9 protein-coding genes and 1 tRNA gene are annotated in these 15780 nt (G+C 35.0%); 4 read left to right on the plus strand and 6 right to left on the minus strand.

The window, feature by feature from the left end; genetic code table 11:
* Position 1 precedes the first annotated feature (1 nt).
* The 6 genes from ODE14_RS10995 to mce form a co-directional block, all read right to left on the minus strand.
* Positions 2-3496 (minus strand): RHS repeat-associated core domain-containing protein, encoded by a 3495-nt coding sequence (locus ODE14_RS10995; protein ID WP_263601479.1) that lies wholly within the window; start codon positions 3494-3496, stop codon positions 2-4.
* A 1-nt stretch (position 3497) separates the two neighbouring features.
* A complete protein-coding gene (locus ODE14_RS11000) occupies positions 3498-7139 on the minus strand; it encodes an RHS repeat protein (RefSeq protein ID WP_263601480.1) in 3642 nt (1213 codons plus the stop codon).
* Between the two features lie 9 nt (positions 7140-7148).
* A complete protein-coding gene (locus ODE14_RS11005; protein WP_263601481.1) occupies positions 7149-8690 on the minus strand; it encodes a T9SS type A sorting domain-containing protein in 1542 nt (513 codons plus the stop codon).
* 399 nt (positions 8691-9089) lie between these two features.
* Positions 9090-10169 carry an endonuclease gene (locus ODE14_RS11010; protein WP_263601482.1) on the minus strand — a complete coding sequence of 360 codons (1080 nt, stop codon included), beginning with the start codon at positions 10167-10169 and terminating at the stop codon, positions 9090-9092.
* A gap of 539 nt (positions 10170-10708) precedes the next feature.
* Positions 10709-10782, minus strand: a tRNA-Ile gene (locus ODE14_RS11015).
* A gap of 61 nt (positions 10783-10843) precedes the next feature.
* A complete protein-coding gene (mce, locus tag ODE14_RS11020) occupies positions 10844-11242 on the minus strand; it encodes a methylmalonyl-CoA epimerase (protein WP_263601483.1) in 399 nt (132 codons plus the stop codon).
* An 85-nt stretch (positions 11243-11327) separates the two neighbouring features.
* On the opposite strand from mce, the gene ODE14_RS11025 reads away from it, so the two are divergent.
* From ODE14_RS11025 to ODE14_RS11040, 4 genes are all read left to right on the plus strand, one after another.
* Complete coding sequence (locus ODE14_RS11025; RefSeq protein ID WP_248390957.1) at positions 11328-11687, plus strand: ribosome-binding factor A; 360 nt, start codon at positions 11328-11330, stop codon at positions 11685-11687.
* Between the two features lie 3 nt (positions 11688-11690).
* Positions 11691-12896, plus strand: coding sequence for an ABC transporter permease (locus ODE14_RS11030; RefSeq protein ID WP_263601484.1), 1206 nt, complete (start codon positions 11691-11693; stop codon positions 12894-12896).
* Between the two features lie 215 nt (positions 12897-13111).
* Entirely contained in the window at positions 13112-13849 is a 738-nt protein-coding gene (locus ODE14_RS11035) for a shikimate dehydrogenase family protein (RefSeq protein WP_248390952.1), read from the plus strand.
* 79 nt (positions 13850-13928) lie between these two features.
* On the plus strand, positions 13929-15734 hold the full coding sequence (locus ODE14_RS11040; protein WP_263601485.1) for a DUF349 domain-containing protein: 1806 nt from the start codon (positions 13929-13931) through the stop codon (positions 15732-15734).
* The last annotated feature ends 46 nt before the right edge of the window (positions 15735-15780 follow it).

The following is a 15780-nucleotide window of genomic DNA, read 5'->3' on the forward strand; positions in this document are numbered from 1 at the left end:
TTTATTTAAAGATAAATGGTTGACCAAACAACGGAGTAATCTCGTTTGAAATACCTTCAGGTTTTTTAAATACAGGTGTTCCTGTGGTTTGTTCCCATAATGTTTTTCCACCGAAATAAAACATTCCGCATAAAGGACACCAGAAACTCAGGATTCCAGCTCCGGCATCAAAAAAGGCTTCTGTACCTGTGATTTGCCCCGATAGATATTGATAGGACGTAAAGCCCAAACCAAAATAACCTAAAGCAGTTCCTCCGGCTTCCAAAGTATTCGCGAGACCGCCCGCCAATCTGGTTGGTGTTCTAAAGGTACCAATAGATTTTGGTCCCCACCAAACTTCTCTTCCTATTTTTCCTACACTTTCTACAGATCGCATAATTCTTGCTGAACTAGAGGCCGTTACCTGTCCCAATCTTGCCATTGCAGGAGAAGTTGCAGGGTTATTAACTATTTCATCCAGCTTCTGATATCTTGGTATTATACCTTTACGAGCCGGCTGCGTTGTATTACTTGGCGCGGAGCTAACCTTTGGCATATCTCCTTTTGCAATAACACCCTCACCGGAAGGGGCATTAGCAGTTACTTCAGCCGTAGCGGATTCCGGCACTTCATAATATCCTAAAAAGCCATTCGAAACTGTTGGATTTTCCGGAGTATTTCCATAATGCTCATACATTTTATTTTGAGCATTCCATCTAAAGATTCCATCATTATCAGCCCAATATGCCAATCCTTTTCTGGGAGGATAAACAGCTCTTCCGTCCGGATCAATCATATTAAGCGGATTATTTAAGGTATAATTGTATGGACTAAAGCCATGATATTTTTCAGATAAGGGGTCGATGGCTCCCCATCTCCCTAAATCAGGCATATAAAATCTCGCCCCGAAATCATACATTCCTGTTTCCTGTAACTCTTTTCCACTATATCGATCATAATAAGGCACCGAATACTCCTGCAAATTATCAGATCCATTGTAGCCTTTATGCATTAACCCGAAAGGATAATAGTTATTTTCTTTCCAGAAAATAATTCCTCCACCGTCTACTGACCCATATGTAAATCTAATATTTCCCAAATGGTCTTTATAATTATAGATGTACTGTGTTCTGTCATATGCATAAATTCCCTCAGTAGTAGGAATCACCTTTAAAATTCCGTTTTCATACTGAAATCCATCTAAATAATCAGTCGTTATGGCAGTAAGGGTTTTCCTGAGTTTTGTTCCGTCAGCTCTGTATAGATAAGATATATTCCCTTGGCTGGTTGTAAATTGTCTGGGAAGATTAAGATAATTATATACAATCGCAGATATGCCTTTATCTTTTTGATTGGTCATATTACCATTTAAATCATAATCAATTATATTTCCACCGGTTGGATATCCTGAATCATTAGGAACACCATCTGTTACCTTAGAGAGCCTGTTAGAAAGGTTATTATTTGCGTATTCATAAGTTAATTCATCGATTTTCATCGGTGTGTTTAATCCCAACGAAGGTGCCTGAAATCTATTGAGCGTCTTAATATTGCTATTTTTATCATACGTTAGAATTTCATCATAAAAGTGGTTTTGCGTCTCAGATGTTAAATATGGCGTTAGAAATATCCCTTCTGTAAGTCTGTTTAACTGATCATATTTATATGCATATCTTCTGTATAATCCGTCAACAGATGTTTTCCAATCCATTTCTGAAACACTTCCGTTATACTTAGCTATTCCATTTTGAACATCTTGTGGGTTTTGATATTTCAGCTTCATTGCAAAAAAGCTTGATCCTAAATTTTCCGGATCATTAACCTGCGTAACCCATCCTCTGATGTTATATTTATAGGTAATTGTCTGTAAAGGCACAAGATGATCATCATCCTGTCCTACTTTTTTTTGTGTTAATTGGCCTAGTTCATTATAAGAATTTAAGCTTAGAGGTTCCTCCTGCTGATTATTAACCTTATGCTTTTGAGCTAATATTCTATTTTGTTTATCATACTCAATCGTTTCTTTTGTGCGGACTTCTTCATCATTAATCGTTCTTTTATGATATACATAAGATTCCTTGATTAAACCTGAGAAATCCAGCAACTGCTCTCTTTTTGTATATCCTCCTAAATAATTAATTGAGTAAGTTGCAATAAGCCTTCCTTTAAGATCATACGAATTATAACCTTTGGTCCAGTTATCATCATCAATGTTTTTGACAAAGGATGCAAGCGGCAAATTTTTAGTATTAACAGATGAGCTCTGTCCATCTGAAAGTACTGTTTGTCCTAAGATTTGTGTAGGAAAGAGTGGTGATGCAAAAGGGTATGTATCATAATAGTTAACACTTAGTATGGTCATACTTCCTGTGGGGAATGCATTTTTTGTATACCAAATATCCAAACCATTGAGTGAAAATGGTGTATTAGTCCGTACTTCATTGTTTGCGGCATTAGCAGCCATGTTATTTAAGGCAGTCTGCATTGACAATCTACTTGCAGTATTTGCAAAAAATCCCGTATAGACGATTCTGCCGAACTGATCGTATTTAGTAAAAATCCAGCCTTTCTTATTAAAATTATTATTCACTGAAGCCAGCATGGGATCTTGTGTAAGAACAATCCTGTCCTGTTTATCATATACGATGAATTCCCATCCTTCTTTTCCGGGTTGTCTCTTTTCAACCAAACGACCTTTATTATCATAACGATACTGATAACATAAAGTATTTAGATTTGTAGTATCAATATTGGTTAAGCTGGCAGCTGATGGAGGAATAACAAAAGCCAGTTGGTCATACTCATTATATACATAATATGTATCAGCATTTTCCGAGCTACTGATAACTTTTCTGTTTAATACTAATTTCCCTTGTGCATCAATAAATTCAATAACCTGAATATTATCTTCATCTACCCTTATTTTTTTATATAACTCACTATTGCCGTAGCTGCCGCTTATATTTAATAAAGAAGATGTTGCTCCATTAGACCAGCTTGTTACCGTTACATATTTTTTTACCTCTCCGGCGATATTCCTGTCGTAACCGAATTGAACAGGACTGCCAGACCAGTCATTGCCTACCTGAAATTGTTTCTGAATATTGTCGAAAGGAGAACTTTCAAATATTTTTTCGGAATAGATTTTTTCGTTACCATATATGGCAGGATTTGTTGCATTTGTTAAAGGATTGGTATAAAAAGCCCCATTTTGTGTACCTGGCTGAGGAACGGGAAGATATTCTCTAGCCTCTCTTCCAAACTCATCATAGACCTTGTGACTTACCAGGTCATTTCCTTGCGGTGTATATTTTACTTTAACGCTCTGCTTTACTCTTCCAATACCATCAAAATATTGTACAGTTTGTAAAGGTGGTTTTGTTAAAGTGTCTGATCCTTTAGACACATAATTCTTTACTGAAATGTAGTTTTCGGCATTTGATAATCCTAAACTCTGTGCATAATAGACGTTTGCCCATGAGAAAAGAATTATAAATAATATTTTATAGCTTTTCATATTAGTATTCGAATTCAAATTTTAATGGGTTAGCTGAGTTATTTCCAACGGACCCTGATAATAGTTTTACATAAACTCTTCCTGCATTATCTATTCTGACCCTCCAGGTTCTGTTAGCCGGAGTATCTCCGAAATATCCACCCGGTGGTTCAACATAATTGCTTATTGTCCTTTCCACAGAAGGAACACAACTTCCGCCAATTTGTGCGATTTGAATTTCATTATTCCAATAACTTGCATTTATAGGATAATTTCTGAAGGAAAGTTTAAATACAACATTATAATTATTCATATAACTATATACTTCTGAACCTAATGAAACAAAATTGTTAGCCATCGTCAGGGAACATTGAGATTTAGGATAACATAAGCCATACGTATTAGCTTCGACTTGCCCTACAGTTGCAGCTTCATTCTCTGCCATCTGTTCTGCGTCCGCCTGGCTAACCGTTGAAAAATATTTGTTTTCAGGTACAAAGTACAAATGAAGACCTCCGTGGGCATTAGATCCACAATTGTTTCTATATAAAGTTTTAATAAGATAGCTATTGTAATATCTTGTCGGTGCGAAATTATAATCAAATGTCTTAATAGGATCCCCATTGGCATCAAATACTTTTTTAGGCCTGTTCAGTGCGTCATATTGATAAGAACTTTTTACACCATTCGCATCAGTCACCGATTTAACTCCTATTAGGGGATCATAAGCAAATGTTTCAATCTGAAAGTCTTTTAATTCAGGCTTTGTTCTGAATTTATCCAGCTCTAAATGTAGATCAGCTTCCGCAGTTTCATTTTTATCCAGATTGGATTTTTTTACAATCTCCAGATCAAGGTATGAAGTGTTATTAACAGGATCAAGATTAAAAGCCTGCATAACCTGTGAATAAGTGGCCCCCTTGACTTCTGCAATGGGAAGGGTTTGATTATAACCATAGATCGTAGTATTTGGAATACCATTACTGCTTCTTGATTGCAGAAGATTTCCTAAATTATCATACAATTCCATAGTCTCTTTATCTTCTACAGTTGCTGCCGCCACATTATCTAAGGAGAAGTTAGAATCAAGCAGGGAGGTTCTTCTTCGGGTTGGCATAACTAAATTTCCTGTTGCCGCATCTTTAGAATAAATTTCCTCTTCCAAAGCCGTTTTGTTAGAAGCATTCACTCTTGCCTCAATAACTGGCATTACCAGATTTTGATTTGCCATGTATTTATAAATCGAGAACTTCCCTCCCACCGCATTGTTATCAGGAGGACAATTTCCTGTTATGCAAGCTGTATTGGCTCTGATAATATCTTGTGGATAATATGTTCTTGATGCTATTTTTCCATTGTAGACAGGAGGATTTCCCGGCAGGTTCCAATCATGAGATAAATTTTCTGTTGTTTCTATTTCATATGGATGCCAGTATAAATATTTGGTGTTATATTTAATATACTTCTCACTATTAAATAATTTACTCCCGACAGGATTGCCAGCAACAGTCTGATATGGAATCTGTTCCGTAGTCTCTATAGCTATTGGCAGATATGGCAAAACAGGTTGATATTGATAATATCCGATATATTCAAGCTGTGATGGATTATTCAGATTTGGTGCCCATAACGCAGCTTTTGCTTCCACGAAATATCTGCTGTCTGATATTCTACAATCTGTACAGTTATCAGATAGTTCATTGAGCGGATAAGCATTTTTTAAGAAATTCGTATATCTTATATTTTTCACCAAGACTCCAAGCATATCATTATTATGCTTAACCATCTTATACAGTTTTCCTCTCTCGTTATTTTTATTGACTTTTAACGGCAATTTGCTTTGTGCGATCTGTGGTGCACTAGGATTATTGTTACTAGAGTGGACTTTAGTGGCAATAGAATCAGGATTCGTAATAAGATCCGTAAAATAATAATCATTTTTTTCCTTACCTGTAATTTCTTCCCTTACCCTGCTATATCGTACATATTCATCATAATATCCTTTAAACGAATTGGATGTTGTCGTAGTACCGGAATTAAACCAATTCAAATCGTCTACAAAAACGCTGGTTTGATCTTTATAGATAAGAATACCGGACGACGTTCCATCATCATTTTTATATTCATACTTTTTCAGGCCTATCTGAGTATTGGTGTTGTCAAAAGTCTGTATCATTGATAATCGTTGACCATCAATTTTAGAATCTTTATTCATAAACACGTTATTCTCCGTTCCGTAACTGCTTCTTGTGAAAAAATTTATCTTCGAAACATCATTTTGCTCATAAATAAATTCTTCTCTTCCTTTTGTGGGATATACAACACTTTTGAGATAACCTATATAGCCACTTAAATAACTGATTCCTGAAGGATCCGTTTGGTAATTGTTTCCAGAACCGGTATAATAGGTAAAGCTATATTTTTCATTATTATTATTAATCTCTTGTAACTGAGCGTTATTATAATTAAAATCAATATCCTTTATCTTTTTGCTATAGCTTTTTAACTGAATTTTTTTCAGAAAAGGCTTCGTGTAAGTATTATTACCCTGAACATAATTAAAGCTTAATGTTCCGTAATCCGATATTTTTACGGAATCAATGACTGCTAATTTCTGAAAGATATTAACTCTGGTCTGACTCATCGCCCATGAGTTCATTGAAGAAGTATCTGTATAGTTATTAAAATCCTGGCCATTGCCTTGCCCCAGAAAAATATTATTGTTCAACAAGATATTGTTAGCAGGAATTCCATTAGGATAATCCCCGTTAACATATTCTCCCCCATTTGTAAAAGGATCAAGAATTGTTCTGTTACTATTTTTATAATATGCCTCTAGCAGCCTTCCATTTGATAATTTTACCTTTTTCAAGTAAAACGCAGAAATATAATTGGTTTGTCTGTTTGTATAAAAATCAGTAAAATAGCTAAAAGTTCCATCATCGCTAAAAGAGCTATAGTTGTACTTGGTCTTTCCGTAATAGATGTCCATAGAATTATAATCGCCACCGAAATAAAACTCATTTCCTTTATCATCTTTCATTACAATTTCCGGGAATGACAAAATCGGCTGAAAAATATTATGGCATTTTTCTCCTGACCATGATGCCGTCAGGTTTCCATTCTCAGAATACACCAGAAACTTTCCAACGTTGTCATACACCATATACCCTGTATATCCGAGGAAATCAAAATAAAAAGTATTGGGTTCATACGTGTAAAAACTGGTGTCCGTATTTGGATTTGTTAAAAGTTGCTTTTTTGTAGCGCCATTACCTGGTGTTGAAATGAGACAATTATTTTTTCCCATACTGTGGAATCCACTGGGCGTATTAGCTCCAAGTAGCTGAGGAGAAAGCAAATCTCCCGGCTTTTTATATGCCACTGTTATTTTGCCGAACATGTTAAAGTACCAGTTTGCTCCCACCATGGATGGTTCGGTTTTAGGAATCTCCTGCTGGTAATCTACGGTACCCTTTAAAGAAAGTCTTCCCAGATTGATGTCATATAAAGGTACAGACAAGCTAAGCTTACCAACATTGTAATTATTGCTGACGTTTATCTTTTTCCCAAGATTATAATCTTCCACAGTTTTACCCTGCGCATAAATAATCTGACAAGAAATGTATAAAATACAAGTCAGGTATCTTTTTAAGTTTTTCATTAATAGTTATTATTTTTTTATTAGTTTGGCGCTTGCCACTTTACCTTCGTCTGTTTTTATATGAACCAGATACACAGCCTGAAGCAGAGATTGAGTATTTATTTTTGTAACAGAATTCCTTGTTTTGATGGTCTGAATCTGTCTTCCTCCCATATCATACAATGAAATATCAGCTTCTTTAAACTCAAAGCCAATTTCAACGTAAGCATAATCTGTAACTGGGTTAGGATATATTTTAATATCAGATTTCTCAATAAGTTTGCTAACCTCCTTGTCACCAAGTTTTATGATTTTCCAGTTTTCCTTCCCTAGCTCCTCTGCACTGGTACCTGCAAGTAATATAGATCCATCTCTGTTTAATTTCAGATCTGCAAGCCTTTCAATTTTCTTTCTTGATTCACCTTTAACATATTTGCGCCACATCTCATTCCCAGCGTAATCCAGATATAAAATCCAGAAAGTTTCCTCCTCATCGCCAATAGCTCCTTCCGCCTGACTATATCCTCCAAGAAGAATTCCTTTTGATAATTTATCGTCTGAAGTATGTAAAACACTTGCACCCATCAATACATCTCTGTTTTTGAAATTATATGATTTCTGCCAGATTTCCTCTCCTTTTTCATTAAGCATGATCATCCATAAATCTGTTCCATCTTTAACCCCTACAGATTTATTTCCTGAAATATCCGAACGCGATTCACCTGCTATAAAAAATCCGGAAGAGGTTACTGAAATTGTTCTCAGGTGATCATCCTCTTTACCTCCAAAATTTTTCTCCCACTCTAGTTTTCCATCTTTATCAAACTTAAGGATCCAATAATCTCCCTCTCCAAAATTATCTGTCTTTTTAGATCCTCCTGCTTTGCTTCTTGAATATGCACCAATTAACGCTCCGCCATCTTTCGTCGGAATCATCTTTTCAACAACATCCAAACCTTTTCCTCCAATAGTGACCTGGGATAATTCTTTACCACTTTTATCAAGCTTTATGATCCAAATATCTTTCGAACCAAAGCCGGCTCCCGTGGTTTCAACCGTTCCTGAAACAAAGAATCCCAGGTCTGTTGCCTGGATTACAGCTTTTGCTTCTTCATCCCTTCTGCTGCCTAACGTTTTCTGCCATATCTCATCGCCATTTTCATTGATTCTGATCAACCATATGTCAGATCCTCCTTTGGAATCATCTTTTTTATCCAAGCCTTTTCCTGAAAAAGATGTACCTGCAAGCAAAAATCCACCTTCCTGAGTATTGACCGTAGCAGACAAAAAATCATGATCCTGACCCGAAAAGTACTTTTCCCAAACTTCATTCCCTTGTTGATTGAGTTTTATAAGATGAAAATCGTATCCATCATTCTGTTGGTTCTCGGCAGACATTTTTTTTTGCTGAATGGAGCTTCCTGATATAAGATATTGCCCATCTATTGTTGTTGTAATCTGGCTTAAGAAATCCTGTGAGGAGGACTTAATGTTTTTCTGCCATATTACTTCCTGAGCAGAAAGACCCAGAACGGAGCATAAGAATAATGCTCCTGAGTAGATTTTGATCATTCTAAGTTTATTTCGAATTATTGATTATCAATTTTACCGTGCAAAAGTATCCTTTTTATTTCTCCTTTAAAAGATATATTTTGTGAATAATATCATAAAGAATTTATATCAAAATTATTTTGATTCTATAAAAAGCTAAAAACCAATAATTTATTTTATAAATCATAGAGTATTCTAAGATAGTATTATTGTAAACTTGACAATTGTTATAGAAATATCTCAAAAGATTTAAGCCTGAGTGCCTGAAAAGCAAATATGTAAAATAATCAAATTACATAAGAAATATCGTTCACTTTCATTTCATCATAGTAAAAAAGGCATTCCTTCAGGAATGCCTTTTTTACTATGATGTTTGCTATTAGCAGAAAAATGCTAATAATTCAATATATATCAACACGTCTATTCTTTAATAAACTTGGTAGAAAAACGTTCAGTGACAAAATAATATACCCCTGGCTTTAAATCTTTAACATCAACTGTATTTGTATTTTTGAAAGGCAGATTATTTTTTTTGATCAATTGACCTAATGAATTATAAATTTCTAATTTCTCTATTTTCGCAATATCCCTTCCTGAAAGTGAAATTATATCTTTTGCCGGATTGGGGTAAAGAGAATACAAGACAGCAGTATCTTTTACCACATCATTGGCAGATAATGTAGAATATCCCCATACATCATGCACCCACTGAGGATTATCGATATAAGGATTTCGGTTATTTTGCCATGTGTAGGCAGCGTTGTTACGGTCAATTTCTCTCTGAGAAACGGGATCCATATCATTCCATAAGAGCAAAACATTTAGCTCCCAGGTTTGAAGCCCTGGAAAAGCCGTGTTTCCTAACATATTACCTGACGAGAAGTTGGCAAGCTTGTTCTCATATCTGGTAACAAAATAGAAAATCATTCTTGCGATATCTCCCTTAAATTCATCAATTGGCTCAAAAACAGTACCCGAATATCCTGAAGTAGCACTCTGTCCAAGCTTGGAACCATTCAATGAAGTCCAGGTTGGATTAGAAACCTTTCCGAACGGCCAATCAGACCTCATTCCATTTACTTTTCCGTCTGTAGGTGGAATAAAATGTACATCATTATGCATTGGATTAGCCGAATTAAATAAACTTTGAGGCACTAAATGTTCTCTATTATAGCAATCTCCTTCAGTTTGATAATTTCCACATTGATTGGTAACAATAGTATATTCATAAGGGTCTGCAGCAGTGGGCCTTTCTGAATACATATCCAGAACTTTTCCATTGTTTTCATAATAATAGTCTCTATCGGTTGTCTGATATGCAGTCCATAAACCACTATAACCTTTATCTAGTGCAACATCAATAATTTGAGATAATTTAGTTTTTAAAGCACTTCCAGTAAGTCCTGTTGTTCCATTATAATAATTAGCGGGAGCCTGCGCAGTCATGAGTCCTACACTACATAAAAAGACTCCTACAAAAAATATAGATTTTAGTTTCATAAATCTTAGTATTTAATTTGATGCAAAGATATAAAAAGCTCAATTTAAAAAGTAAGTCTGCCAGTCCAATTTTTTAAATGAATCTTATTCGCGTTTAATACATTAATAATAAATAATTTTCCTAAAAAACACATTTAAAACCAATCAGCATAATGATATCACCATTAATATTTTATTATGAAAATTATTTTTCAATTTTAATTTTAATTAATATATGTTTTTTCAATACCAAATCATTATTATTTTATGCATGACGTATTGAGATTAAACCAATCTTGTTTGAAAAAAACTACAATAAGTAATTTTGTAGCCAAATTTTAAAGTATTAATCGATATCAATTATTTATAATACTTTTAGTCGATCTATCAGCAGCAGCATATGCTTTTAATATCTAATTAGTTACAAAACGTATTTATTTCGGGGAGAAAAAAGGTATAATTTTTTGATGAAAGACATCAACCCTGACAAATTGATATACAAAAAAGCCCCTAAAATAGAGGCTTTGTAATTTTTTGAAGAAATCTATTCTTCACTTTCGTGGTCCCACCTGGGCTCGAACCAGGGACCACCTGATTATGAGTCAGGTGCTCTAACCAACTGAGCTATAGGACCGCAAAATTGGTTGAATTTTGTGACTGCAAAAATAATAAAATTTCTGGCACTACAAAATTTTTTATTGCTTTTCTTGACAAAGTTCTACCAGTACCCCATTCGTACATTTCGGATGCAGAAAGACAATTAATTTATTATCAGCTCCTTCCTTGAGTTCTTCGGAAATAAATTCAAATCCTTCTTTTTTTAACCGTTCAATTTCATGCAGAATATTTTCAACCCCAAAAGCCAAATGATGAATACCCTCCCCTTTTTTATCAATAAATTTAGAGATTGGACTTTCTTCTTTACTGGCTTCCAGAAGTTCGATTTTACTTTCTCCTGCCTCATAGAATGACGTAACAACTCCCTCTCTTTCCACAGTTTCTTTTTTATAAGATTCTTTTCCCAGAAGTTTGGAAAAAAGCTCGTCAGAAACTCCCAAAGATTTTACCGCAATACCAATATGTTCTAATTTCATAAATTATATATTAAGTTGTAAATTTGATAAACGTTCAAATTTTCAAAGTATCAATTCAAACAAAAGTACTAAATTTGCACAACTTATGGAAAGCAACAGACAACGAAAAGTAGCACAGATTATACAGGAAGACTTCGCGGAGCTTTTCCGCAAACAGGCTGCAGAAAGCGGACAAGGCATTTTGGTATCGGTTTCTGATGTGAAAGTGACCGCAGATCTAGGGATCGCTAAAATCTACCTGAGTATATTTCCTCAGGAATTCCGTGCTGCCGTGATGAAAGAAATAGAAGAAAGCAAAGCGCAGTACAGAAATTTCATCGGTCAGAAAATGGCCAAACAGGTCCGTGTCATTCCTAATCTAAACTTTTATTTAGATACTACTCTTGATGACGTTGAAAAATTAGACCGGGAATTAAGAGGTGAAGGTGATAATCCTATTCTGTAACCTTTGAAAAATATTGCATTTTATATAGCGTCCAGATACCTTTTGTCAAAAAAAGGAAGCACCGCGGTTACGTTTATTACGTGGCTTGCAGTAGGTGCTATGACGGTTGCCGTTACTGCAATGTTTGTCATTATTTCGGTTTTCTCAGGACTGGAAGATCTCAACAAGGAGCTCATTTCCAACCTCCATGCAGATCTTACTATTAAAAGCAATTCCGGAAAAACCCTGAAAGATTTTGATAAGATAAATACTGTTCTTAAAAACAACAAAGAAATCAGTAATTTTTCAAGGGTCATTGAAGAAAAAGTTTACATCAGCTATAACGGAAAAGGCGACATTGCCTATCTGAGAGGCGTAGATTCCGCCTACACCAAGGTAAATCCTATTGATAAAGATATTTTTTATGGAGCCTATCCGGGTTTTAAATATTCCAATGAGGTTTTAATGGAAAATTCCCTGGATAACAGACTTTCCATTCCGGTATCTTCCAATTCTGACTATGCAACGGTATTTATGCCTAAACCTGGAACCGGCATTATCAATAAAGAAGAGGATATTTATAACAAAAAAGATATTCTTGTGACAGGGGTTTTTCCCGGTAAAGATCAATTGGACAACTACATTATCGCACCCATTGAACTTACCGAAGAGTTGTTGAACCTTCCAAAACATTCCGCTTATCAGATTGTTATCAAACTGAAAAACCCTGATAACACAAATTCAGTAAAACAGCAGCTTGCGTCATCTTTAGGAAAAAATGTGGATATTAAAACAAAAGAAGAAGAAAATGCTGCATTCTGGAAAATGATCAACACCGAAAAATTATTTATTTATTTAATTTTTGCGCTGGTCATTTTTATTACAACCTTTAACCTTGCAGGAGCCATCATTATTTTACAACTTGACAAGAAGCAGCAGGCAAAATCTTTGGTATCACTAGGATTGCCATTAAGTCATCTTCGTCAGATTTATTTTTATACCGGAATTCTTATCGTTGTTTTGGGAATCATTTCCGGACTTATCCTGGGAACTGTACTTTGCTTTTTCCAGCAGTATACCGAGTTCTTTAAAGCCAATGAAACACTGCCTTTTCCGGTAAAGATCGTAGGCAAAAATTATCTGATTGTTTCGGTTACCGCAGCACTTTTCGGGTTTGGTATTTCATGGGTATTTTCTAAAATAAGTAAAGATTATATTACTAAAAGTTAATTCCGTAAGACAAAATCTTAGTAAATTTCATAGTTCAGTTTTTTGATTTTCAGGAAAGGAGATCCAGACTATAGAAAATCTTTTAAAATTTAAATAAGGATAATAAAGAAATCATCCTTCAACAGATTCTTTCTCCACAAAATTTGATAGAACAATCTATAAAAATATTTATTTAGAAGACCGGTTTTTTCCAGTCTTTTTTTTATTTTTATACTATGGATTCCAATAAAAAATTAGGCCTCATCGGAAGAAATATATCATATTCTTTTTCTAAAAAGTTTTTTGAAGATAAATTTCAGAAACTGATGTTAAAAGGCTATTCTTATACTATTTTTGATTTAACAGAAATTCACGAAGTGAACGAACTTTTCTCTGTTCCTGATCTCATAGGATTTAACGTAACAATTCCTTACAAAGAAAAAATCATCGACTATCTGGATGATCTCAGTGATGAGGCAAAAAAAATTGGTGCCGTGAATTGTGTTCTGATTGAAAACGGAAGAAAGACTGGTTACAACACAGATGCTTTCGGGTTTGAAAAAACATTGCTGCTTCACAAAAAGCCTCATCAGGAATCGGCAATTATATTAGGAAACGGCGGAGCTGCAAAAGCCGTGAAATATATTCTGGACAAAAATAATATCCCATCTGTTACGGTATCCAGAAATACGGAAATAAATTATAGAAACCTGCAGAGAAAAACGGTTCAAGATCATAAAATCATCATTCAGTGTACTCCGGTGGGAACTTTTCCGAATGTTGAAGAATGCTTGGATTTTCCTTTTGAAGGCATCACAAAAGACCATCTGATTATTGATTTAATCTACAACCCAAACTATACGCAATTCATTATCAAAGCTTCAGAAAAAGGGGCAAAAACAGTGAATGGATATTACATGCTTGAACAACAGGCAGAAAAAGCCTGGGAAATTTGGAACTTTCAAAAAAAATAACATAAATTAGTGCTATATTTGGCTTTTTTGCTATATATTTAGAAGCTATATTAATGCCACTCACAATAAACGATTTGCTATGATTACAGAAAACAATCTTTCTGAAAACGAGGAAAACAAAAATTTTACTCCGGAATCTCCGGAAGAAACTTCAGAAGACGTTACCCCAAAAGATGAAAGCGTTCACGTTGAAGAACATGAACATGATGAAGAACAGGAAGAGGTAGAGCTTTCCCTTAGTGATACGCTGAAGGAAATGGAGAAAATTATCAATGCTCCCAACGCCGGTGAAGATTTCAAAAAATTTAATCAGCTTAAAGAAAAAGCAAGTCATTACATCCATGATGAAGTGGAGGACAAAAAACACGAATACATTGATGCCGGAAATGCTCCCGAAAATTTCAGCTTTGAACATCCTTCGCAGGCTAGATTTTCAGCACTGGTAAATATTTTCAGGGAAAAGCATGATGCTTACCAGAAAGGGCAGGAAGAGGAGCAGAAAAAAAACCTGGAACACCGTCAGAATATCATTGAAAGACTTAAAAATCTATATACCAATTCCGAACCCGGAACCAATCTTTTCAAATCCATAAGAGAGATTAAGGAAGACTGGTCTAAGGCAGGACAGGTAGCGAAGTCTGAATTTAAAATTCTTAACAACAATTATTTCCACCATCTGAATCAGTTTTACCAGATGCTGGATCTCAACAAAGAATTTCTTGAACAGGAATACAGCCATAATCTTGAAAAAAGACAGCACATCATTGAGCGTGCAAAACAGCTGGAACAGGAACCTGTCATTCAAAAAGCACTGAATGAGCTTCAGTACCTTCATAAATTATGGAAAGAAGAAGCTGAGCCGGTAGCAGAAGAGTTCCGCGAAAAAACATGGGAGGAATTTAAAGAAATTTCCAATAAAATCCATGAAAGAAAATCCGAACTTTCTGCTGCCATCGAAACAGAACAAAATGAAAATCTTGAAAAGAAAAATCAGATTATTGCTGAAATAAAAAAACTTTCGGAGCCATCTGAAAACCCGAACCATAATTACTGGCAAAATGCTATTAAAAGAGTAGAAGAATTAAGATCGGAATTCCTGAAAACCGGAAGTGTGCCAAGAAAGTTGTCTAATCAGAACTGGAATGACTTTAAAACTACTTTAAGGGCTTTCAACACAACAAAGAATTCTTATTACAAATCATTAAAAGGTTCTCAGCAAGCCAATCTTGAGGAAAAATTAAAGCTGATCCAGACAGCCCAAGATAATCAGAACAATGAAGAGTGGGATATCGCGGTACCTTTATTTAAAAAGCTTCAGGAAGACTGGAAGAAAATCGGGCACGTTCCGAAAAGCATGACCAATAAAATCTGGGACGAATTCCGTGATGCCTGCAATGCGTTTTTCAATAATTACAGAGAAAAAAGCAATGCGTCTACCGATAACTGGAAAGAAAATTACAAAAATAAAAGAGCTCTTCTTGATGAGCTGAAAACAGTGACCAATGAGGAAGGAAGCATTGAAAAAATTGAAGCGATAAAAACTGCATGGAACAATATCGGAAAAGTTCCCAGAGATAAGATTTCAATCAATACAGAATTCAACAAAACATTAAGAGAAAAGCTTAAACTTAATAAAATCAACGAGCTTGAACTTAAAGAAGAAGGTTTATCTGAAAACCAGCTAACCGATAAGGCAAGAAAAATGAAGAGCCAGATCTCGGATCTGGAAGCTGAAATTGTGAAACTGGAAAACAACCTTGCCTTCTTCAAGAATCCATCCAGAGAAAACCCGCTTTTAAAGGAAACATTTGATTCTATTGAAGAGAAAAAAACTCATCTGGAAACATTAAAACAAAATCTTCACAGCATTATTGCAGGAGAATAGTATAATTTAAAATAAAGAAAGGCGAAGCAAAGTAATTTGTCTTCGC

The sequence above is a fragment of the Chryseobacterium sp. PET-29 genome, assembly GCF_025736815.1.
Taxonomy (GTDB): Bacteria; Bacteroidota; Bacteroidia; order Flavobacteriales; family Weeksellaceae; genus Chryseobacterium; species Chryseobacterium nepalense.

Excerpts from the sequence above, each read along its gene's own strand:
- ODE14_RS10995 (WP_263601479.1), bottom strand. The coding sequence starts at position 3,496 with ATGAAAAGCTATAAAATATTATTTATAATTCTTTTCTCATGGGCAAAC.
- ODE14_RS11035 (WP_248390952.1), top strand. The coding sequence starts at position 13,112 with ATGGATTCCAATAAAAAATTAGGCCTCATCGGAAGAAATATATCATAT.
- mce (WP_263601483.1), bottom strand. The coding sequence starts at position 11,242 with ATGAAATTAGAACATATTGGTATTGCGGTAAAATCTTTGGGAGTTTCT.
- ODE14_RS11040 (WP_263601485.1), top strand. The coding sequence starts at position 13,929 with ATGATTACAGAAAACAATCTTTCTGAAAACGAGGAAAACAAAAATTTT.
- ODE14_RS11025 (WP_248390957.1), top strand. The coding sequence starts at position 11,328 with ATGGAAAGCAACAGACAACGAAAAGTAGCACAGATTATACAGGAAGAC.
- ODE14_RS11010 (WP_263601482.1), bottom strand. The coding sequence starts at position 10,169 with ATGAAACTAAAATCTATATTTTTTGTAGGAGTCTTTTTATGTAGTGTA.
- ODE14_RS11005 (WP_263601481.1), bottom strand. The coding sequence starts at position 8,690 with ATGATCAAAATCTACTCAGGAGCATTATTCTTATGCTCCGTTCTGGGT.
- ODE14_RS11000 (WP_263601480.1), bottom strand. The coding sequence starts at position 7,139 with ATGAAAAACTTAAAAAGATACCTGACTTGTATTTTATACATTTCTTGT.